Genomic DNA, 23,082 nt, shown 5'->3' on the forward strand with positions numbered 1-23,082 from the left:
GTTTCGTTCAATATAATCTAAGACGTATGGATACCAGATAGACATTAATCTATGAACCAAATGAATTTGCGCAAGAACTCAGATGTTCCGGTTATTAATACTGAGCCAGTAAAAAGGCTAACATCTCACCCGGCTTATAATTTATGGGGGTTATTGCCGATCAAGATTAGCCAGCTAATTCTGGCGCCGGGACAGCTGTTGTTTGGGAATGAGAAAAAAAAAGTTGTTATCCCGCTTGGTGAAATCCTCAGTTTACAATTAGCTCAAGGCTGGTTTTTTGCTTCGTTAGAAATCAAAACTGAAAATAAACGTTATCAAATCAAGGGGTTGCCGGGGAAGTCGTTAAGTGCTTTTATTATTGAAATACAGCGCATGGCGCTGGAGATACTTCAGCACAGTGACGAATGGCGTAGCCTTATGCAATCAGTTAAACGCTATAAAAGCGGGATGCACTACTTTTCTTCCCATGAGTGGCAAGCCTTGGGCTCCTTGTTACCGCTAAAACATCGGCTAAGAGAACTGGCGATCGATGAGACATTTATTGTCTTGGAAGGGAATAATCCAATTGCTCAATTAGCACTTTCCATATCAACCTGTGAAGTATCTGAATTTGCCCGCAAAGATTACAATCAGCAGGTGGTGCCCAAGCTATTGGGAAAATATGGTTCCTTTTTCGATACGATTGAATCTCAACCACTGAGCCAACCCCAACGACAAGCCTGCGTGACAGAAGAGGATCACACGTTGGTGGTTGCAGGAGCTGGCACTGGTAAGACTTCGACCATTATAGGCAAAGCCGGTTATTTGCTGCATTCTGGTTTGGCAGAACCGGATAATATATTGTTGCTTGCTTTTGGTAACAAAGCTGCTGGAGAGATGACTGAGCGAATTGCATTGCGTTTACCCGAGGCGCATGCCCGCATCAGAGCAACCACTTTTCATGCTTTTGGTAACCAGATTATGGCTGAAATACAGGGTAAAAAACCGACTTTGACGCGCTTTGCTGAACAGAAAGAGGAGTTACGCAAATTCATTGAAACGGTGATGGAACAGCAAATTATAGGAAACACAGATTATAAAACACAACTGATCAAGTACTTCGTTTGTTACAGCACACCCGGTCGCTGTGAGTATGATTTCGAGAACATAGAGGCATACTACGAATTCCTCGAAAGCTGCCGTCTAATCACTCTTAAAGGTGAATTCGTCAAAAGTGTGGGCGAGTTGCGCGTAGCTAATTACCTGCATTTGTATTCGGTACCTTACGAATATGAAGTCTCTTATGCCTTCAATACCGCTACAGTTGAGCGCCGACGATATAAACCAGACTTTTATCTACCAAATAGTCGGTTATATATTGAATATCTGGGACTTGACCGGAAGATGCGTACTGCTCCATTCGTCAATCAGACTGCTTATATAGAAGAATTGACTTGGAAGCGACATATTCATCAGCAATGTGGTACTCGTCTCGCTGAGCTTTACAGTTATCAATTGACTGAAGGGACATTAGAACAGGATTTACTGAGCATATTGGATGCTGCTAACGAACCGCTACAATTACGAGATATGGATATCTTACTGACTGAATTGAGAGAATCCTCTTTGTCACCATGGCAGGGCTTCATTGATTTGCTGCTACGATTTCTGGGGTTGTTTAAGGAAGGGCAGTTTACTTTTGATAATATCAATGAAAAATTCGGACGAGTCGATGTTGGACGTACACAAGCTTTTTTAACGTTGTTTAAACCAATATTTGATGCCTATGAGCAGCACCTGAAAGAACAGAGTGAAATGGATTTCAGCGATATGATCGCTAAAGCCACTCAAGCACTTCAGGATGGAAGATTCCAGCACCATTATAACTATGTATTGGTGGATGAGTTTCAGGATTTATCTGGAGGCCGGGGAAGATTGCTACAGGCCCTGCTTGAGAGCCGTCCTAATATGCGGTTATTTGCTGTGGGGGATGACTGGCAATCAATTTATCGTTTTAACGGTTCGGACCTTCGTTTTTTTACTCGCTTCGACCATAGATTCAAACCAGCTAAAATGCTGCCATTGGACAAAAGTTACCGCTTCAACAATCGTATTCATGAACTCAGTTCCATGTTTGTCACACGTAATCCGGAACAGCTGAAGAAGCAGATTGCTACCCATGTTCAGGTGGAATACCCCGCTGTGAGGTTGCTGGATATTCAAGAAATGAGAGAATCCATTCCGCCATCATTATCGAGAAGAGAACAAAAAGCCGAAGCTTATGCACTTCAGGTTAGGCGTGCTTTGAAATTGTGTAGTACTCGAGAGCAACGTCTGAATAAGAAGTCTAAAGCGTCTGTGATGTTGATTGGTCGCTACCGTGAGGAAAATATGTCCATCATGTCTGGGATAGATCTCAATATGTTGGGCAGAATGTTCCCAAAACTAGATATAAACTACCGGACTGCCCACGCCAGCAAAGGGCTGGAGGCAGACTATGTGATTATTCTAGGCTTAGAAAAAGATGGTTTTCCTTCTACACGCGAAAACGATGAATTGATCGATCTGTTGCTTCCAGAGCCAGAAACTTATGTATTTGCCGAGGAGCGACGACTTCTCTATGTGGCCATTACTCGTGCACGCCATTATGTATTTATGGTTTTTGACAGCCAGAATGCTTCGGAATTTGCTTTTGAGATTTCCAAAATGAGCAGTAAGTTCATTACCATGAGTGATAAAGCAGAAATAGGGCTATGGAATTGCCCAAGCTGTGAAAGTGGCTGGCTGTTGGCAAAAAATAGCCACTATGGCAGGAAGTTTTATATCTGTTCTCTTTCCCCTGCTTGTAACCATACGACCAACTCTTGCAAACAATGTGGTTCACCTTTATTGAATCATCCAGAGGTGTTGCGTATCTGTGCCAATGATGCGTGTCAAGATATCGAAGTCGGTTGTCACCGTTGCGGAATAGGTACAATGGTGTTACGAAAGAACAAAAACGGAGGAACTTTTTATGGTTGCAATCGTTACAGGCAGGAAGCTGCAGACTGTTGTTATGAAAGTATCACCAATGAAGAATATGAACGTAGATTGTTGTTAGCAACGAAGGTTACTGAGGCATGAGAATAAAGAATTAGATTTCTTGCAATTATCCAGAATATGTAAAGTTATAGGTGTGAGTGATCTTCACTTTATCTCTGTTTGAGTATCAAATTTTGTCTACTTCTAAATGCCGGGTGCTGATGGATATTACAAAGAATCCGCATATTAACTAATATGTAAACCCGGTAACTATGTGGCTATTAAACAATAGAAGAACAAGCCATCTGTAAACGTTTCAGGCCTGCTGGTTCAGATTTTCGCATGGATGTGTAAACTACTTGCTATTGTAGCTCTCAAAATTGGTGAGTTATCAGTTTGATGATGTGGCTGTTAAATAATTAATCAAACAACGTCTAAAATGACTCACGAAATTCAATGTGGTAACTTGTTGTTAATTAAAGAAATTATACTTTAATAGTTGCGGCCTCAGTGTTGATACCTTATAGATCATCTCATATGTTTTTAATTATGATGCTAGCACCATAGAGTCCTACTTCTGCTTTACCTATTGAATGTATGTTTGCAGTGAGGTTTTCAATCTTTATAGAGCGTAATTTTGATGCTATATCTCTTGGGATAAAGCCAATGCAGCCATCTCTAGTAATAACTTTGATTGCATTGTTATCGTGTGGGTTGTTTGAGTCTCTAATCAGAGATACATGTGAACTGGTTTTTGTGTGCTGTAGTATTTGTTGTCTAGATGTTCCATCGTCATTTTGGTAGCTTACGCCGTTTATTTTAATTGGTGTTCCAATTAGCTCCTTTGGCAATAAACCCATTATTTCAGTGGAGTCTAATGAAGCAAATGTTTTATTTGTTTCTATTTTTTCTTGCTGTATACGGAATGGTGAAGTAATCCCGTAATTAAAGTAATTTGATAATGCCGGTTTTTTGGTTGAATCAATTAGCGCTTTTAGTGTTTTATTTTCTTCATTAATCTTGTCAAGTTTTTTGTGTAAGCGTTCTTTTTCTTTGTTTTGCTCTTCTGTGTATTTTTTTAGTTCAAATTCGGCGCTATTTTTATCTTTTTTTAGTTGTACTGAGTTTCTCGTTAGATTGTCTATTAATGTCTGTTGCTGATCTAATTTGTGATGAAGGTTAATATAATCAGTAGAATAGTCAAAGTTGTTTTTTTGTTCTAGACATTCAAATTTATCTGAAAAGAAAAGGCTATAGTCTAGCTGTTTTTGCTCTAATTCATTCAATTTATCCATGAGTTTTGTGTTTTTTTTACTTAATGCTTCTTTCTCTGATGCTACAATATTAAATGCGCTTATATATTCATTTCTAATCTTTTTTTGTTTGTCGATATCTTGATTGGCTGATTGATTTAAAGCGTCTAATCCTTTTTTTAGAGTTTCATTTGAACGATTACTTATGCTTAGTTTTATTGTTAATTCGGAAATCTTATTGCTACTTTTAGCGATCGCGGATTCGAGCTCAATTAGTTTTGATTTTAGGATTGTATTTTCTGACTCTAATTCGACTAAATTAGATTTTAGATCTATGTTTTTAGATTCTAAAGTGGTTATTTTTTCCTCATATTTTTTTGACTTAAATAGCAGGAACATACATACCTCTATGTGTTTTTATCTTTTGCTATTGTGCTTTTATTTATATATTGGCTAACAGCATTTAAATGCTGGGTAGCATCCGGTTTATCCAATACAGCCATACCAATCACCTGACGCGCATATAAATTCATAACGACAGACAGATAAATCCAGCATTATGTGATGTCACCATTCCAAACCTAGTTGTATCATTGTCATCTGCATCTGTCATATGACCGGTAGACGACATATGACTCATATCTCATAATTGTTGGTCAGGGAGTAACGTAATTGTCTTATCAGCCACCGTTTCAGCTTACGCATACCATGACCCGCAAGGTTGCCAATATTGGTGAATTAATCGGTATATGGAAAGCTGTGAATCAGCATCAGTTGGTGGTTGAGTTACAGCGAAGTAATCGAATCAAAACCATTCATGCTTCGTTGGCTGTCGAACAAAACGCATTAACTCTGGAACAGGTCACTGCTGTTATTGAAGGTAAAACGGTGCTGGGGTTGCCAAAGGAGATTCAGGAAGTCCGAAATGCTTTCCGGGCATATGAAACTCTGGATCAGTGGAGCCCATATAAACTGGACGATATGCTGGCGGCGCATGCCGTACTTATGTTCGGACTGGTTGATGATGCTGGTCATTGGCGCAGCACGGGGGCGGGGATCTATCGCGGGGATAGGTTAGTGCATATGGCACCACCACAAAGTCAGGTGCCTCGTCTTATGGCTGATTTATTTGATTGGCTCAAAAACAGTGATGCTCATCCGTTGATTGCTTCCGCAGCATTCCATTATGAATTCGAATTTATTCATCCATTTAGTGATGGTAATGGGCGGATAGGGCGTTTATGGCAAACGCTGCTCCTGAGTCATTGGCAACCGATGCTGGCATACCTTCCTGTTGAAACAGTTATCAAGCACAGACAGCAGGATTACTACCAACTACTGACTGAATCTGATCAGAAAAGTGACTGCTCAGCGTTTATTGAATTTCTCCTACAGGCAATAGAAGACAGTTTACTGGAAGCAATCAGCATACAACCAGATGTCGTGTTGGAAAAAACGCGGGTAGAAACGCAGGTAAAAACACCAGAACAGATCCTGTTGTTGTTACAGCAAAACCCTCACATGACACTTTCAGAGATGGCAGTCGTTATTGGCAAATCAGTCAGTACCGTTGAGCGAGCGGTAGCTAAACTGAAAAAACAAAACAGGCTGGCTTATCATGGGCCGAAAAAAGGCGGATATTGGATGTGCCAATAGCATTATCCAAGACCTTGCACTTTGTTTTGTAAATCTCATGGAGCAGGAATAAATTAGCGAACAGTATACGGTGGACTGAAAGATATTTATTTGGTTTGTGTATCTATCTTGACTGCTTTCCTGCAGGTTTTCGCTTCACATAATTTAGCTCGAGCTTTTCTGCTAATCGTCGAGCCTTTGCTTCTCGGTGGAGTACGTATAGATGCGTTTTCCAGTGTTGTAAGCGGGCATTGATGACCTCTGGATTAGTTATCAATGCGTGTCCGAAAAAGTGGGTGAAGTCCATACGCCATCCTTTGAATGCAGCATGGTGCACAAATATCTATCCGAACGTTGTGATAGTGGGATATCGTCCGCACAACCGCCGCGGAATGACAGAAGATGGAATTTCTTGTCAGGCTATAACCACTTGGTTTTTGCCTTCTTCTTTTGCGTGATATAGCGCTTTATCTGCCTCGGATAACAACGATTCTTCATTTTTTATTGATGTGACGTTATCTGTAGTGGATATGCCCATACTCACTGTTACAGAAAACGCCTCATCCCCAGAACCAAGTTTAAGTCTTGATATGGCATGACGAATACGCTCCGCTACAATCATCGCTCCGGTCGCATCGGTATCATCTAAAACGATCAGAAACTCTTTTCCACCGTAACGACCGACGTTGTCATATTTCCGGAGATGATGGACCATTGTTTTAGCAACCTGCTGCAGTACAGCGTCGCTCACAATATGACCGTATATATCACTAATGGCCTTGAAGTTATCTACATCGACCATGATCACGGACACAGGCTTTTTCTTACGAACACCTGCATGTAGATTTTTCCCCAGGAACTCCATGATAGTTCCGCGGTGATAAACACCGGTCAACGAGTCACGACAGGCCTGCTCCCTGAGTAAGGCCGTTGCGTCGGCCAGCCTATGGTTGAGCTCGTATACTTGCTGATAAAGGCGGGCTCTCTCAATAAGAAGCGACACTTGCTGAGCGATATAAACAAATATTTTCTGATGTATATCACGATAGGTGTTCTTTTCCAGGCTGGAGAAGAAAATAAATCCAATGGTTTTTTCGTTAGCAACCAGAGGGCAGGTCAGGCTTGATTGCGCCCCCTCAGCGACCATCAACCTAGTTGAATTTGATTTGGGATGATCAGCCAGATATTCCTCTAAATCATTAAGGATCCTGGGTTGTTGTGTCTGCAGAATGAGTTCCAAACTACTGCCAGCCAGTGGAGCGGAGAACCCTCGGGTGAGTTTGATTCTTTCTTGATAATTAGTTTTTACCCAATGAGTTATGACTTCTTTGCCATCATCGGATATCAGCGCACATCCGATCCGGTCATAAGGTATCACTTCCTGAAAGGCATGATAGATCTGGTCAATAATGTCAGAGAGGAGACTGCCCTTGCTGATCTCAGTGGATATTTCATGAAGCTTATTAATTTCTCGAAACCGTTGATCAATCCACGCGCTAAGCTCTATCAGGTCATTTTCGAAATCACGTAAATGGCTATCAATGGTGGTGTCAGGGAAGGAGATAAAAAAATCACCGTCTTTCATCTTCCTGATTGCGTTTTTGTATAAGGTTAAGCGATCGTCTGGTGGCATCATCTAAAATCCTTTTCATGGCGTTTAGAGTGTAACTCATTGGATTTTTTATGAAAAAATATACCGCATGACGCATTCTATGATGATCGGTGGTAGTAAGACTTGAATGCATCTTAAAGATATAAGGTAGGTGATGGCATGGATAGAGGCAACGAATTTCTCAATTAAGAATGATCAAAGTCAATAATTAACTTCATATCTCCTCTTGGCAAGATAAGTACATATACGCATACACACACAGCAAGGGTTGAAGGAAAAATGAAGAAATTTTTATACTTTCTTTATATCTAACCTCTGTATTTTTATCCAGAATTTACACCTGGTTATCTATCCTTACAGTGACACAACTAATAGCCATGGCGTAAACATCTTACTTTTTAGATGTTATGTCGTTTCTTGTCTGTAAGGAGATTTCTCATGGCCTTTGTATTATGGCTGGCCGGCTTCATGGCTGCGGCTGTATTTGTCTATCTGGTTTATGCATTGATCCGGGCTGAGGAGTTCTGACATGTTCAGTTCAGGCGTAGCGTTACTAACCAGTTATATGCTGGTGTTATTATTGTTGGCGTGGCCATTGGGTATTGCATTAACCCGCTTGGTTGACGACCGTTTGCCGTTATGGCTGATTCGTGTTGAGTCGCACATAAAATTTTTAGAAAACAGTCAGATGAAGTGGCAAACCTATGCTGCTGCCATTCTGGTTTTTAACCTGCTTGGTGCTGCCCTTCTGTTTTTGCTGATGCTGTTCCAGGGCTCTTTACCTTTGAACCCCCTGCATTTGCCTGATGTGTCGCCGCTTCTGGCCATGAATACAGCAATCAGTTTTATTACTAATACTAACTGGCAGGCTTATGCCGGTGAAACAACGTTATCTCCGTTAAGCCAGATGTTGGGCCTGACCGTGCATAATTTTCTTTCTGCCGCCAATGGTATTGCGGTGGCCTTTGTTCTGATGCGGGCATTAACCCGAACAGGATCACAACAGCTAGGCAATGCCTGGGTCGATATCTGGCGCATCACGGTATATCTGTTATTACCTCTGAGTGTAATCTACGCATTATTCCTTGCCCAGCAGGGGGTTGTGCAATCATTGATGGCTCAAATCAGCGTGCCGGGTTTGAGTGGCGTTGAACAGCATATTCCGCTTGGCCCGGTCGCCTCGCAGGAAGCAATAAAAATGCTGGGTACAAACGGGGGTGGGTATTTTAATGCCAACTCCGCCCATCCTTTCGAAAACCCGACCGCATTAACCAATTTTGTTCAGATGGTCTCCATTTTGTTGATCCCTGCTGCATTATGTATCTGCTTTGGCCGGGTTGCTGGCGATAACCGGGTTGGCTCAGCGTTATTGTGGACGATGGGGATCATGCTGTCAGTCGCGGCGCTGTTGATCATGTGGGCGGAAAGCCAGGGGCATCCGGTGCTTGCGAATTTAGCGGTTGATCAGCAAATGTCGGCTATACAAAGCGGCGGCAATATGGAGGGAAAAGAAACCCGGTTTGGTCTCTGGGCATCCTCGTTGTTTGCCACGATCACGACTGCGGCATCGTGCGGTGCTGTCAATGCGATGCATGATTCACTGACCCCGCTGGGTGGTCTTATCCCAATGGTGTTGATGCAATTGGGGGAAGTGGTGTTTGGCGGTGTCGGGAGTGGCTGGTACGGCATGATGTTATTCGTGTTCCTGACCGTCTTCCTGGCAGGTTTGATGATTGGCCGGACGCCAGAATATCTGGGGAAAAAAATAGAAATCTATGAGATGAAGATGGTGACCATCGGGCTTCTCATTCCTCCTGCTCTCGTGCTGTTAGGCACGGCTCTCGCAGTGATATTACCGCAAGGATTAGTCAGCCTGCAGGAGTCTGGTGCACATGGTTTTTCTGAAATGTTGTATGCCTTTTCTTCTGCGGCGAACAACAACGGCAGTGCTTTCGCCGGACTCAATAGTAATACGCCGTTTATGAATATCACATTAGCTGTGCTGATGTTTGTTGGACGTTTTGGCGTCATGCTTCCTGTATTAGCCATTGCGGGTGCTCTCATCGAAAAACGGCACCAACCAGCCAGTGCCGGTAGTCTGGCCTGTCATGGCCCCTTGTTTGTAGGCATGCTGATCGGTGTGGTGTTACTGATTGGTGCTCTGACATTTATTCCTGCGCTGGCATTAGGTCCGATCGTTGAACATCTGACCCTGTGGCAGACTCATTAAGGGATGACTTTTATGTCTCGTAAACAATTTACTCTGTTTGATCCTGTACTGCTGAAACCAGCCCTGTGGAGTGCGGTGCTGAAGTTAGATCCCCGTGCTCAGTGGCATAATCCGGTGATGATGGTGGTCTGGTGTTGCTGTGTTTTGCTCACCATTGTTTGTGGCGTGCAATTTGCCGGTGACTCCTCGTCGGAAGCCGTCTTCAGTTTGGGGGTAACTGCATGGCTGTGGTTTACGCTGTTGTTTGCCAATCTGGCCGAAGCACTGGCAGAAGGTCGCAGCAAAGCGCAGGCCGCCAGTCTGAAGGGGCTCAAGAAAACGGTTGTTGCGCATAAATTAGCAGCGGCAGAGCATGATGCCGTAAGCCAGCCAGTGCCCGCTGATAGTTTGCGCAAAGGCGATTATGTTCTGGTTTCGGCAGGAGAGGTGATCCCCTATGATGGTGAAGTAATTGAAGGGGTTGCCTCTGTCGATGAAAGTGCCATTACTGGTGAATCAGCCCCGGTGATCCGGGAATCCGGTGGTGATTTCTCTGCTGTGACGGGGGGAACTCGTGTGCTGTCAGATTGGCTGGTGATCGGCTGTACGGTTAATCCCGGAGAAACATTTCTTGATCGTATGATCTCTATGGTGGAAGGTGCTAAACGCCGGAAAACACCGAATGAAATTGCGCTTTCTATCCTTCTGGTTGCGTTGACATTGGTCTTTCTGTTAGCGGTTGTCACGCTGATGCCATTTTCGCAATACAGCGTAAACAGCATGGGGCACGGAGAACCTATATCTGTGACGGTTCTGGTCGCACTGCTGGTTTGCCTGATCCCGACCACGATTGGTGGCTTACTTTCAGCAATTGGTGTGGCTGGTATGAGCCGTATGCTGGCGGCCAATGTGATTGCGACTTCGGGACGTGCAGTTGAAGCAGCGGGTGACATTGATGTGCTGCTGCTGGATAAAACCGGCACTATTACGCTGGGAAACCGTCAGGCCGCTGCATTTTTACCCGCACCAGGAATCAGTGAGCAGGAGTTAGCCAGTGCGGCTCAACTGGCATCTCTGGCGGATGAAACACCGGAAGGACGCAGTATTGTTGTATTGGCAAAACAACGCTTCAACTTACGCGAACACGATATTCATGCATTAGGTGCAACGTTTGTTCCGTTCTCAGCTCAAACCCGGATGAGTGGAGTCAACATTCACGATCGGATGATCCGCAAAGGTTCGGTTGATGCACTACGCCGTCATGTCGCGTCTAACCAGGGGCATTTTCCGCCGGAAGTGGAAAAGCAGGTGGAAGATGTTGCGAAAACCGGTGGCACACCTCTAGTGGTCTCGGAAGGTGCCTGCGTGTTAGGGGTTGTGGCGCTGAAAGACATCGTCAAAGGTGGTATCAAAGAACGCTTTGCTGAGTTGCGCCGGATGGGTATTAAAACAGTCATGATCACCGGTGATAACCGCTTAACAGCAGCAGCTATTGCCGCAGAGGCGGGGGTCGATGATTTTCTGGCGGAAGCAACTCCGGAAGCCAAACTAGCGCTGATCCGCCAGTATCAGGCGGAAGGCCGTCTGGTAGCCATGACCGGCGATGGCACCAACGACGCGCCGGCACTGGCACAGGCTGATGTCGCTGTAGCAATGAACAGTGGCACTCAGGCGGCGAAAGAAGCCGGGAATATGGTCGATCTTGACTCGAACCCGACCAAGCTCATTGAGGTCGTGCATATTGGCAAACAGATGCTGATGACCCGGGGTTCTCTGACGACATTCAGTCTGGCGAATGATCTGGCCAAATATTTTGCCATCTTACCGGCAGCATTCATTACGACTTATCCACAATTAGGTGCATTAAATCTAATGCATCTGTCTTCCCCACAATCGGCAATTTTATCTGCGGTTATCTTTAATGCCCTGATTATTATTGGATTGATTCCGTTAGCTTTGCGAGGTGTGCATTATCAGCCTCGCTCTGCTAAATCGCTGTTGCGCCGTAATTTATTTTTCTACGGTCTGGGCGGGGTTGTGTTGCCATTCATTGGGATCAAAGTCATTGATTTGTTTCTGACACTGATGGGTTGGATTTAATATGAAAATTTTTCTAAGTGCGTTGCAAATGCTGGTGTTAATGACACTACTGACTGGGGTTGCTTACCCGCTGCTGGTGACTGGTGTTGCTCAGGTCATTTTTCCTGAACAGGCCAATGGCTCATTGTTATATCGTGATGACAAGCCGGTTGCGTCGGCGATGCTGGCACAAAACCTGACCGATCCGCGCTATTTCTGGCCACGTCCGTCGGCAGGTGATTTTGATGGTATGGCCTCTGGGGGCAGTAATTATGGTCAGAGCAGCCCCGATTTAATGCAGCAATGGCAGTCACGTATTGCGCAATGGCAGCAATCGACCGATCAGAAGAAACCTATTCCGGTTGAACTGATACAGGCTTCTGCGAGTGGTTTAGATCCCCACATCAGTCTGGCCGCGGCTTACTATCAATTGAGCCGGGTGGCACAAAGCCGGGGGCTGACAGAAGATCAGGTCAAACGGGTATTAGCACAATATGTTGATCGCTCTGGCTGGTTCACCGGTGTGCCGATGGTGAATGTGATGATTTTAAACTTAGCTTTAGATCAACAGGGTGTTTCACATGCCGCTCGATAATGATGATCAACGTCCTGATCCCGATGAGTTGCTGGCAGAAGTACGGTCACCTCGCGGACGCCTGAAAATATTTTTTGGTGCTTGTGCTGGCGTAGGGAAAACCTACGCCATGTTACAGGAGGCTAAACGATTACGCGCAGAAGGCTTGGACGTGTTAGTCGGCGTGGTTGAAACACATGGCAGAAGTGAAACGGCGGCTTTGCTTGAAGGGTTAACGCCACTTCCGTTAAAGCAGGTTCATTATCGCAAACATACGTTTCATGAGTTTGATATTGATGGCGCCCTGTCACGGGCGCCCGCGCTGGTTTTGGTCGATGAACTGGCTCATTCCAATATGCCAGGTTCCCGGCATCCCAAACGCTGGCAAGACGTAGAAGAATTGCTGGCGGCAGGTATTGATGTGCTGACGACCCTGAACGTCCAGCATCTGGAAAGTCTGAATGACATAGTAGGCAGTATTACCGGGATCCGAGTCAGGGAAACGGTGCCTGATCGGTTATATGAAGAAGCCGATGAAATTGTATTGGTGGATCTACCACCAGATGATCTGCGCCGCCGTCTTGATGAAGGTAAAGTGTATTTACCTCAGCAGGCTGAACGAGCTATCGAACATTTTTTCCGTAAAGAAAATTTGATTGCGCTGCGTGAATTAGCATTACGTTGTACCGCTGATCGGGTTGATGATCAGATGCAAGCTTACCGCCACAGTGGCGAACCCGTTTGGCACACCAGAGATGCGATTCTGGTTTGTATTGGCCCTGGGAGTGGCAATGAAAAACTGGTTAGAGTGGCAGCGCGCCTTGCGTCTCGTTTGGGGTGTGTATGGCATGCAGTCTACGTTGAAACGCCTCGTTTACATCGACTGCCAGAACAGGAACGCAGAAGTATATTATCGACTTTGCATTTTGCTCAGGAACTCGGCGCAGAAACCTCAACCTTACCTGCACAAGATGAGGCTGATGCCATTCTTTATTACGCCAGAGAACATAATCTTGGCAAAATTCTAATCGGTCGCCATCAGAAAAAACCTTGGTATCGGTGGGGACAGAGTCGTTTCGCCCATCGCTTAGGAACTAAAGGTCCTGATCTCGATTTATTAATTGTATCGCTTACAGATACTGAACATGCCGCTTCGACTCTGCTACCCGCAGATATCCGCCATAAAGATGAGAAATGGCAACGTGAGGCAACAGGCATTGGCGCTGCATTACTGAGTTGTATCGTTATTACATTTCTTTCAACCATTCTCGTCAGTTATTTAGCACCGCTAAATATAGTCATGCTGTATTTACTTGGCGTGGTCTTTGTTGCGCTCCAGTATGGACGAATGAGTGCGAGTATTGCTGCTATTCTTAATGTAGCCAGCTTTGACTTCTTCTTTATCGCCCCTCATTTTTCCTTCGCTGTCAGCGATGTTCAGTATTTACTTACTTTTGCTGTGATGCTGCTAGTTGGATTATTGATCGGCCAACTTACCGCCTGGGCCCGGTATCAGGCTAGAGTTGCCCGTTACCGGGAAGAACGAGCTAGGCATTTATTTGAAATGGCAAAAGAATTGAGTTCTGCGTTAACAGCAGAAGACATAGCCCACATTTCAGCGCATTTTTTAAACCGCAGTTTTCGGGCTAATTCGATGCTATTGCTCCCTGACGATCAAAAAATTCTTCATTGTGTTGGGAAAAAACCGTTACAAGTTGATCACGCTATTGCCCAATGGTGTTTCGACCATAATGCCCATGCAGGTATGGGTACGGATACATTACCAGCGGCTGCTCAACGGTATGTTCCTTTAATCACACCATTACAAACGTTAGGTGTATTGATGTTAGAACCAGCCAATTTAAGGCTGCTCATGATCCCGGAACAACAAAGACTGCTTGATACTTATGCCTTATTAATTTCAGTGGCTTTAGAGCGTCTTAAATTCGCTCGTGTTGCTGAAACTGCAAAATTACAAAGTGAAACAGAGAGACTGCGGAATGCTTTACTGGCCGCTTTATCGCATGATTTACGAACGCCACTAACAGTGTTATTCGCTCAGGCGGAGATACTAATGCAATCCTTGGCACTTGAACAGTCACCTCATATTCAACAAGCCAATGCAATAAGAACTCAAGTCTTAGGAACGACCAGATTAGTAAATAATCTACTTGATATGGCACGACTTGAATCTGAAGGAGTACATCTTCGGAAAGAATGGCAATCGTTGCAGGAAATAGCCGGAAGTGCTCTGGCAACGCTGAATATCCCTCTGACTGGACATCCTTTAAACATCAATATTCCTCCTGATTTACCTTTGTTGCATTGCGATGGTGTATTGATTGAGCGCGTATTGGTCAATCTTTTAGAAAATGGCTGCAAATATGCGGGTGACGGAATAACAATAGGAATTGATGTAACTGAATCCAAAGATTTCCTTCAAGTTACTGTGTGGAATTTAGGACCGGAGTTGCCCGTAGGAAAAGAGAAATTAATCTTTGAAAAATTTGCACGAGGAGAAAAGGAATCCAGTATTCCCGGCATCGGGTTAGGGCTTGCTATTTGCCGGGCTATAGTTGAAACGCACGGAGGAAAAATCTGGGCTGAAAATCGTGTTGGCGGTGGTGTTAACTTCCACTTTACATTACCACTACAGCCTTTACCCGAATTAGAACCTGAGCTGGTGAACAATAATGAATGATTATACGGCCAATATTTTAATCATTGAAGATGAGCAGCAAATTCGTCGATATCTTGGTGCGGCGTTATTGTCGGATGGGTTCAAAGTATTTGAGGCTGATACATTGCAACGAGGACTGATAGAGGCTGCAACACGAAAACCAGATCTCGTTATTCTGGATTTAGGATTGCCTGATGGTGATGGTAATCAATTTATTGAAGAAATCCGGCAGTGGAGCCAAATTCCTATTATTATTCTTTCAGCCCGTAGTGATGAACGCGATAAAGTTAAAGCATTAAATAATGGCGCAGATGATTATCTGGTCAAGCCATTTGGTATTGCCGAACTACTTGCTAGGGTCAGAGCAAATTTACGTCGTAGAAATGCAGATCGAGAAAATGAAACGCCCATAATTTGTTTTGGCAATATTAAAATTGATCGAGTGAATAGACAGGTGTTTCGTAATGGTAATGAGATCCATTTAACAAAACTGGAATATCGTTTATTAATGACGCTGCTCTCTCAACCCGGTCGAGTTTTTACTCACAGACAATTGTTAAATACTGTTTGGGGTGCTGCATATATTGAACAAACTCAGTATATAAGAATTTATATGGGGCATCTGAGGCAAAAATTGGAGCAAGATGCGACGCGTCCTCGTTACTTACAAACAGAAACAGGCATTGGTTATCGATTGGTAATTGATTAAATAGTTTTATTTTTTTAGGGTGGTGAGCTTACTCTATATGGCTATGATTATTGCATCTCAAGCGGTTATTTCCGGTACATTATATAAGATTTTCAATCGTCTGACCGAGGCGTAACTGTTCTCTAACTTTCAGAATGACATCTTCCATCGCCTCCAGCTTGTTTAGATTTGCTTGTTCTCTCGGGTTAGTGTGGATTATTTTTTTGATCCCGCCATTCTGAATAACAATCCGTTGTTTACCGCGCAGAGCGAGTAATGGATCGTGAGTAGAGATAAATACAATTTTATCTTCAGAAACCAGAAGATCTAACGCACGTTTCCGGTCTACGCCGGCATTTTCAATCTCATCGATCAATACAATCGGTGCAGCCCCGAGTAATGAATTCACTGGAGGTTGATTGAACTGCGTAAGGCAGATCCAATACTTTTTTACTACCTAACGGTCCGAGGTTAGCGTTCGTGACGCGATATCCCTGAGCTGCTTTTCCTGTATTAATGGGTTTCTTTTTCTGACCGGTGACCTGAACAGGAGGTAATTCTTTCAGGTTCAGAGTTGAGCTATCCGCTGCTGTTGCCGGTAAACCAATGGCGATGAGTGATGAGCATAAAACTGACAGGCAAAATTCATATTTCATTGATTTCATATGGCAATCCTTTGTCTTTATCTGAACGAACGTGATGAAGCTCACATTACTCATTCCAAAAGATGTGCCATAAAATTAACGTTTTTGTTAACGATTAACATGTTGAAAAATAAGGATAAAATTCAATATATTCCGGTAATGTTCAAAAGGGTAAGAAATAAGCGGTTTTCGTTTTTACATCCGGGAACTAAAAAAGAGTAAAAGTTCCCACCTGAACAATTACTCTTTTTTGTTTATCCCTGGAAACTGCACAACAAGACAGCAGATGCTTTAAATGCTGCGCAGGCATCTTGTCCTTCCTGAAGTTGCATCGTCTGCACACTCTCAGTGGTTACTACGGCACAAACGGTTTTATTACCCGGCAGGCTGATTACGACCTCAGAATTGATAGGTCCGCGGAAAATATTGCTGATAGTTCCCCATAGCTGATTACGGGTAGAGAGTTTGAGTTGACGGTCAGTGACCAGCATTACCGAAGAGGACTTAATGAGTGCATAAAGTTCCTCTCCGGGGAAAATATCTAATCGTTCAGCAGATTCACGCGTGATCACAGCGATCAGTTGTGTGTTTTCATCCAAATCCAGAGTGACCTCAAATTCAACCGGACCAGACCGAACAGCGACGACAGTGCCCATAAACTGATTGCGCGCACTGCTGCGCATTGAGATTCGTCGTAGCAGGCGCCGGAAACGAGGGGCATCATATTGCTCACAACCGCCTTGTGATTCCCCGCAGCAAGGTTTTTCCTTCTGCAATTGTAACTGAATTTGCGATAACGCTTGTCGATATTCAGCTTGTAACGCGCGGTATAAAGCGACCGTTTGTTTACCATAAGGTGTGAGTTGTGTACCGCCACCATTTTTCCCTCCGGTAACACGGATCACCAAAGGCTGCTCAGCCAGATTATTCATATCGTCCAGCGAATCCCAGGCGGAGCGGTAAGAGATAGCGATAGATTTAGCCGCTTGCGTCAGTGAGCCCAGTCGGTCAATTGCTTCCAATAATTGAATCCGGATATCGCCGAGTGAAGGCCCCACCTCTGTACATAATTTTAATTCGCCCAATAAAGAGCCCGTTGTAAAAAGTGCATTTTTGGACATCCGTGACCTCTCGATATGTATATTTCTATACAGCGTAAAGGCAAAAAACATACCAAAACATGCAATAAAAGACTCTTTTGCGGCTTTTTTTTAAAAACCCAGCTTTTCATGGGGTTTATTGAACAGAAACGCTGTTTTTTTGATGCCAAATGAATGTGAGTATTGTCACATTTGTCAGTATTCACGCACTGTTATGCAACAAAACGTACAGCGGTGGCGATGATTTTTCGATTAAAAGAAATAGCACGAAAAACCAATCTTATTCATTATTTATTTTATATTTCAGTTGGTTATGTTTTATTGCTTTTGGTTTTAACTCATTTTTACCCTATTCAAACCGATGTGCTATCCATTCCGGCAGGCTTTGTGCTTATTTATGCATAACGATAAGTGAAATGCGCCAAGGAGTGCCTATGTTGTCATTACGTAAAAATCAGATCACTGTTGCTTTATTGCTGTTAACGCCATACCTCTCTTTTGCTGATGAAGTAAAAGTTGCGGTCGCTGCCAACTTCGCGCAACCACTCGAAGAAATTGGTCAATCATTTCAGAAAGACACCGGTCATACCTTATTGATCTCTTCAGGGGCTACCGGCAAGTTATTTACCCAAATTCAGAATGGTGCGCCATTTGAAGTGATGGTGAGTGCTGACAGCAAAACACCTAAAAAGCTGGTGAAGGCCGAACTGGCGCTGGCAGATACGCAATTCACCTATGCCAAAGGTAAATTGGTGTTGTGGTCTGCCGATGCCAATACCGTTGATAGTAAAGGCGAAGTGCTGAAAACGGATAAATATGCCCATCTGGCTGTCGGTAACCCTAAAACCGCACCTTACGGAACGGCTGCTTATGAAGTGCTGGAAAAACTGGGGTTGATGGCCACTGTGAGTACCAAACTGGTTCAGGGTGAAAACATTACTCAGGTGAAACAATTTGTGGATACCGGTAATGCTGAGCTCGGTTTTGTTGCAACTTCTCAGGTTTACAAAGACGGCAAGCTGGTTAAAGGTTCTGCCTGGGAAGTGCCGCTCGATATGTACAGTCCGCTGACACAAGATGCGGTGTTACTGAAGAAGGGTGAAGATAATCCTGCCGCTGTTGAACTGCTGAATTATCTGAAAGGTGACAAGGCAAAAGCGATTATTCATAGCTACGGCTATATTGACTAATCCCGGCTAATTTCGGGTGGTGTTGAAAGCAAATGAAGCTTTCAACTTTAAAGGATTAAACCAATAACAAGATTAACGAAATCAGGAGATTTCTATGGCTATCAGCGCTCGTAATGTGTTTGCAGGAACAGTAAGTGAAATTCGTGAAGGCGCAGTGAATGCTGAAGTCTCTCTGGCGGTCACTGGTGGTGATGTGATTGTAGCTACCGTGACCTTAGACAGTCTGAAAGCACTGGGTTTAGCGGTTGGTACTGCAGCTACTGCATTTGTGAAAGCCCCATCAATCATGCTGGTCACTGGCAATGATTCTGTTCGTTTCAGTGCGCGTAACCACCTGAAAGGTTCCGTAACTGAAGTGAAAACTGGCGCAGTAAACAGCGAAGTCGTTGTTAAACTGGCTGGTGGCAGTGAAGTCAAAGCCATCGTGACTAATGACGCGGTTACTGATCTGGCTCTGAGCGTTGGTTCAGCAGCGGGTGTATTGTTTAAAGCTGGCAGCGTAATTCTGGGTGTTTCTGCCTAATCGTTCTGCTTATAAACCATCTGTCATCAGACAGGTGGTTTTTCCCGATATGACTCACCAAAGTGTACCTTTCTGTCACATTTCCGTGAAAAAACGTACATTCCTGACAAGATCTATCCGGCAAAAAGACAATAAATACATATAAATCAATTTGTTGGATAATAATTGATTCGCTGTGCTATGGGCCTGTTTCTTGCGTTAACCGTTGTGCATATATTTATACAGGGGTTAACTATGACAGAGCACACTTTGCCAAAAAAAGAACAACTATTTCCAACCCCGGAATATCAGAAACAACAAAAAGCACAGGCATGTAAATCACGTAAAGCGCATTCTCATCATACAGTCAGCCATATTATTACCGACTCATCCGCGATGAAGCGTTTAATGGAAATGGTACATCAGATTGCACCCACTCGTTCAGCCGTGTTACTGCGTGGTGAGCCGGGCAGTGGTAAAGACGTGATAGCCCGTGCCATTCATGCTTTTTCTCAAAACAGTCATGGTCCATTCGTTAAGGTTTGCTGTGAACACATCAGTGATGAACAACTGATGCTTGATCTGTTTGGCTGTGATGCTGATTTTGTGGCCGGGTCCTCTCAGCCTCGTGCCGGCCGGATCGCGCAAGCAGCAACAGGTACGCTATTTTTAAGCGAAATAGGTCATTTTTCTCTAACCATGCAAGCGCGTTTATTACGGATTTTGCAGGAACAAAAATATGAACCTCTGGGCGGCGGCGTCACACAATCCAGCAATATCCGGGTGGTGTGTGCCTCGGAGAAAGATCTTGAAGAATTAGTCCTGCAAGGGAATTTTCTGCCAGAACTCTATTACCGGATCCATATCGCTTCTATTGCTTTACCTGCACTTCGTGATCGTAAAGAAGATCTTCCGGCTCTGGTTGCTTATTTTTTTGAACGTTATCAACGCGAAAACGGTCGCTCAATTTCAATATCAAATGATGCCATGCAACATCTCTACACCTGTGACTGGCCCGGAAATGTGCGGGATCTGGAAAACTGTCTGGAACATGCCGCTATTCTGACTAAATCCGATGTTATTCAACAATTGCCTTGTGCAAACGGGTTATGCGTTCGCAAGCAGCTCAGACAGAAGATGCAAAAAACGCATGATCTGATGAAAGAGGGGATTATCACCGTTGGCCCTGTATTAGGTGAGCAGGCAAAAGACTCGGAACGTAGCCGTCTGGTCATGGCACTGGAGAAATGTGGCTGGGTAAAAGCCAAAGCTGCCCGACATCTGGGGATTACGCCCCGGCAGTTAGGTTATGCTCTTCAGAAATTACAAATTGAAGTGAAGAAATATTGATCCCGCTTGCTTACTAATTTGGTATTTCCCCTGTCCAGCAATGAACAGGGGAATCTTTATACCCGGGATGGCTTACAGGGTTATTGTCTGCCGCCACCGCCTTTGGTGGACAAAGTGAGTGTAGCAATCGAGCGTCGCCGGTCGTGAATGGTGAACGGCTCAGGTTCAGAGGTTAAATCAGAGGGAGAAGATCACTATCTGAAACTCAATATTAATATTGCATATGCCAATAAATGCTATATATATAGCATATGCTAATTAATAGTGGAGGTTAATTATGATAGTCTGGTTGCGCAGTATTACCCAAGCTCGTCTTGCCTGGGTTCTGCTTGGGGTGTCTGCCGTATTTCTGGAAGTATGTGCCTTATTGTTTCAGCATGGCCTGGGGTTACGCCCTTGTCTGATGTGTATTTATGAACGTATTGCCGTAATCGGTCTTATCGTGTCTTCGGTGGTTGCCTTGATAGATCCCAGCAAAAGAATATGGCGCTGGAGCGGGTTAATCATGTGGGGACTCTGTATTTACCGTGGTTTGCAGCTTTCTTTAAGGCATGTTGATTATCTTTTGCATCCATCTCCATTTAACACCTGTTCATTATTTCCTGATTTTCCCTCCTGGTTGCCTTTGGATGTCTGGTTTCCCTGGTGGTTTAAGCCATTAGCTGAATGTTCAGAAAGACAATGGAGTATGCTGGGTTGGGAGTTACCACAATGGTTAGTATTGATTTTCAGTCTTTACCTGCTCGTCTGGCTCATGGTTATTACAGCTAATTTGCTGACACACAGATATCTGACTGATTGAACTATGCTTGTTTTGAACTGTGGTTTCCTGTTCAATATCGGCAAATAATTTTATTGCATATGCTATTTATATGGATTATATATAGCATATGCCACATAGGAGATATCATGGGACGTCCTAAGATCCCTCGTAATATTTGTGGTAAACCAGCAGATAGCTGTTTTAAACCGAATGGTATTCCAATGAGTGAACTGGAGCGGGTTGAATTGGCTCCTGACGAATTTGAGGCATTACGGTTAGTCGATTTGCAGGGAATGTTGCAACAGGATGCTGCCGTTGTAATGGGCGTATCACGCCAGACATTGGCCAATCTTGTTAAAGCAGCCCGGTGTAAAGTGGTTGATTGTTTAGCGCATGGCAAGGCATTGATGATGCATTATTCGGATTAGATGTCTTGTCATATCTGCGCTTTTGGAATTTCGTATGACTATCAATAAATTGAAAAGCGCAGGGCTCAAAATTACGAATCAAAGAGTGATTGTTCTTAATTATCTGTTCAACACTCAAGAGCGTCACCTTAGTGCGGAAGATATATTCAGAGATCTTCGACTGAATGGCGAAGATGTAGGGCAAGCTACGGTTTATCGTGTACTGAATCAACTTGAAGAAGCAGGGATGCTCGAGCGACACTACTTTGATGGTAGTAAAGCCTATTATGAGTTGAGTTCAAATTCTCATCATGATCATCTGGTTTGTTTACACTGCGGTAAAATTATTGAATTTTTTGATCCATTCATCGAGCAAAGACAACAGGAAATTGCTGAACAGTACGACATGAAATTAAGTCATCATAACCTTTACATGTTTGGATACTGTTTGAATCCGGATTGTCATCGGGATATATAAGACATCCCAACCCTTCATGTTATAACCTATTGTTTCATATAGATTTAATCTATTGTTGCCATGTCGTTTTTCTTACGCGCGCAGAGTTTTTATATCAGTAAATATCTTCACATTTCTCAATTTTAAATATTGCATATGCCAATTATTAGTACTATATTTTGCATATGCCAATTATTGCTGCTCCTGATTTTTGGATGTGAATGTTTTGAAAGGCAATGTCGCGTCAGGGAATAGCAGTAATTGGCTACATCAGGTCAGAACTCGTCACGGAAAATTGCAGGAATTTGCCAGGTTCGGGAAAGACCATTCAGTCGTATTAATAAAGGAGTCATGTCCGATGATTACTGCCATTCCAATGAAAGAAGATCGTGTTGCCAGTCATTTCACTAAAGCTGATAGTTTTATCTTTATCAATGAAAACGGCGATGTGATGTCTCGTCAAGCTAACCCGGCATTGAATGCAAATTGTTCTGGTAAAAGCGAATTACTGGCTCTGCTACAAGCGGAAAATGTGCAGCGAGTGATCGTGCGCAATATTGGTGAACGAATTCTTGGCAAATTACTGGATAGTCAGTTTGCTGTATATCAGACCAGTTGTGGCCGTCAGGATGCTAAAGAATTGGTGAGTGAACAGGCGAATAAGCTGACGCAATTAACCTGTGCCTCACAGGGTCGTAAGTCATTGAACCATGAAGCCAAACAGGCAGATGGCGGTTGTGGCTGTAACCATGACGAACATGATCATCATGGTCAATGTTGCGGAGAAAACAAAACATCAGATCAGGAGCATCATCACGGTGAAGGTCGTTGCTGCAAGAGCCGTCACGAGGGACAAATGGCTCATCATGGACAAGGTCGGGGCCGCTGCTGCCATTAATCCCCATAAGATCAATTACGTCAGTTGTTGAGAAAGTTTCA

General features: G+C 43.9%; 20 protein-coding genes. 15 read left to right on the top strand and 5 right to left on the bottom strand.

Going from position 1 to position 23,082, the window contains the following annotated elements; genetic code table 11:
* The first annotated feature begins 51 nt into the window (after positions 1-51).
* Entirely contained in the window at positions 52-3,102 is a 3,051-nt protein-coding gene (locus tag TOLA_RS17070) for a UvrD-helicase domain-containing protein (RefSeq protein WP_218916123.1), read from the top strand.
* 431 nt (positions 3,103-3,533) lie between these two features.
* Here the strand turns inward: TOLA_RS17070 and TOLA_RS06070 are convergent, their stop codons facing one another.
* Complete coding sequence (locus TOLA_RS06070) at positions 3,534-4,652, bottom strand: HIRAN domain-containing protein (RefSeq protein WP_012729408.1); 1,119 nt, start codon at positions 4,650-4,652, stop codon at positions 3,534-3,536.
* 273 nt (positions 4,653-4,925) lie between these two features.
* Between TOLA_RS06070 and TOLA_RS06075 the strand changes: the two genes are divergently transcribed.
* Complete coding sequence (locus TOLA_RS06075) at positions 4,926-5,909, top strand: Fic family protein (RefSeq protein ID WP_012729409.1); 984 nt, start codon at positions 4,926-4,928, stop codon at positions 5,907-5,909.
* A gap of 394 nt (positions 5,910-6,303) precedes the next feature.
* On the opposite strand, the gene TOLA_RS06085 is transcribed toward TOLA_RS06075, so the two are convergent.
* A complete protein-coding gene (locus TOLA_RS06085; protein ID WP_012729410.1) occupies positions 6,304-7,524 on the bottom strand; it encodes a sensor domain-containing diguanylate cyclase in 1,221 nt (406 codons plus the stop codon).
* A 414-nt stretch (positions 7,525-7,938) separates the two neighbouring features.
* Here TOLA_RS06085 and kdpF point away from each other — a divergent pair, with 414 nt between their 5' ends.
* From kdpF to kdpE, 6 genes are read left to right on the top strand one after another with little or no spacing between them, the layout of a single operon-like run.
* A complete protein-coding gene (gene kdpF, locus TOLA_RS06090) occupies positions 7,939-8,028 on the top strand; it encodes a K(+)-transporting ATPase subunit F (protein ID WP_041609478.1) in 90 nt (29 codons plus the stop codon).
* A 1-nt stretch (position 8,029) separates the two neighbouring features.
* Positions 8,030-9,730, top strand: a complete 1,701-nt coding sequence (gene kdpA / locus TOLA_RS06095; protein WP_012729411.1) for a potassium-transporting ATPase subunit KdpA — start codon at positions 8,030-8,032, stop codon at positions 9,728-9,730.
* 12 nt (positions 9,731-9,742) lie between these two features.
* The gene (kdpB, locus tag TOLA_RS06100) at positions 9,743-11,809 is read left to right on the top strand and encodes a potassium-transporting ATPase subunit KdpB (protein ID WP_012729412.1); all 2,067 of its coding nucleotides are present in this window, start codon (positions 9,743-9,745) and stop codon (positions 11,807-11,809) included.
* Between the two features lies 1 nt (position 11,810).
* Entirely contained in the window at positions 11,811-12,383 is a 573-nt protein-coding gene (kdpC, locus tag TOLA_RS06105; RefSeq protein WP_012729413.1) for a potassium-transporting ATPase subunit KdpC, read from the top strand.
* Positions 12,370-15,063 (top strand): two-component system sensor histidine kinase KdpD, encoded by a 2,694-nt coding sequence (kdpD, locus tag TOLA_RS06110; protein ID WP_012729414.1) that lies wholly within the window; start codon positions 12,370-12,372, stop codon positions 15,061-15,063. Before kdpC ends, kdpD begins: the two co-directional genes overlap by 14 nt.
* Positions 15,056-15,751 carry a two-component system response regulator KdpE gene (kdpE, locus tag TOLA_RS06115; RefSeq protein ID WP_012729415.1) on the top strand — a complete coding sequence of 232 codons (696 nt, stop codon included), beginning with the start codon at positions 15,056-15,058 and terminating at the stop codon, positions 15,749-15,751. The genes kdpD and kdpE overlap by 8 nt, the downstream gene beginning before the upstream one ends.
* 79 nt (positions 15,752-15,830) lie before the next feature.
* On the opposite strand, the gene TOLA_RS06120 is transcribed toward kdpE, so the two are convergent.
* The 3 genes from TOLA_RS06120 to TOLA_RS06135 form a co-directional block, all read right to left on the bottom strand.
* Complete coding sequence (locus TOLA_RS06120; RefSeq protein ID WP_171804904.1) at positions 15,831-16,139, bottom strand: hypothetical protein; 309 nt, start codon at positions 16,137-16,139, stop codon at positions 15,831-15,833.
* Positions 16,096-16,395 (bottom strand): hypothetical protein, encoded by a 300-nt coding sequence (locus TOLA_RS06125; RefSeq protein ID WP_041609479.1) that lies wholly within the window; start codon positions 16,393-16,395, stop codon positions 16,096-16,098. Before TOLA_RS06125 ends, TOLA_RS06120 begins: the two co-directional genes overlap by 44 nt.
* Positions 16,396-16,628: 233 nt before the next feature.
* A complete protein-coding gene (locus TOLA_RS06135; RefSeq protein WP_245534230.1) occupies positions 16,629-17,396 on the bottom strand; it encodes a TOBE domain-containing protein in 768 nt (255 codons plus the stop codon).
* A 512-nt stretch (positions 17,397-17,908) separates the two neighbouring features.
* Here TOLA_RS06135 and modA point away from each other — a divergent pair.
* From modA to TOLA_RS06170, 7 genes are all read left to right on the top strand, one after another.
* The gene (modA, locus tag TOLA_RS06140; protein ID WP_012729417.1) at positions 17,909-18,664 is read left to right on the top strand and encodes a molybdate ABC transporter substrate-binding protein; all 756 of its coding nucleotides are present in this window, start codon (positions 17,909-17,911) and stop codon (positions 18,662-18,664) included.
* Positions 18,665-18,758: 94 nt separating this feature from the next.
* The gene (locus TOLA_RS06145) at positions 18,759-19,187 is read left to right on the top strand and encodes a TOBE domain-containing protein (RefSeq protein WP_012729418.1); all 429 of its coding nucleotides are present in this window, start codon (positions 18,759-18,761) and stop codon (positions 19,185-19,187) included.
* A gap of 234 nt (positions 19,188-19,421) precedes the next feature.
* Positions 19,422-20,516 carry a sigma-54-dependent Fis family transcriptional regulator gene (locus TOLA_RS06150; protein WP_012729419.1) on the top strand — a complete coding sequence of 365 codons (1,095 nt, stop codon included), beginning with the start codon at positions 19,422-19,424 and terminating at the stop codon, positions 20,514-20,516.
* A 277-nt stretch (positions 20,517-20,793) separates the two neighbouring features.
* Positions 20,794-21,318 (top strand): disulfide bond formation protein DsbB, encoded by a 525-nt coding sequence (gene dsbB, locus TOLA_RS06155; RefSeq protein WP_012729420.1) that lies wholly within the window; start codon positions 20,794-20,796, stop codon positions 21,316-21,318.
* 107 nt (positions 21,319-21,425) lie between these two features.
* Positions 21,426-21,707, top strand: coding sequence for a DUF134 domain-containing protein (locus TOLA_RS06160; RefSeq protein ID WP_012729421.1), 282 nt, complete (start codon positions 21,426-21,428; stop codon positions 21,705-21,707).
* 34 nt (positions 21,708-21,741) lie between these two features.
* Entirely contained in the window at positions 21,742-22,164 is a 423-nt protein-coding gene (fur, locus tag TOLA_RS06165) for a ferric iron uptake transcriptional regulator (protein ID WP_012729422.1), read from the top strand.
* 337 nt (positions 22,165-22,501) lie between these two features.
* Complete coding sequence (locus TOLA_RS06170; RefSeq protein WP_012729423.1) at positions 22,502-23,041, top strand: NifB/NifX family molybdenum-iron cluster-binding protein; 540 nt, start codon at positions 22,502-22,504, stop codon at positions 23,039-23,041.
* Positions 23,042-23,082: the final 41 nt, after the last annotated feature.

The sequence above is a fragment of the Tolumonas auensis DSM 9187 genome (genome assembly GCF_000023065.1).
Taxonomy (GTDB): Bacteria; Pseudomonadota; Gammaproteobacteria; order Enterobacterales; family Aeromonadaceae; genus Tolumonas; species Tolumonas auensis.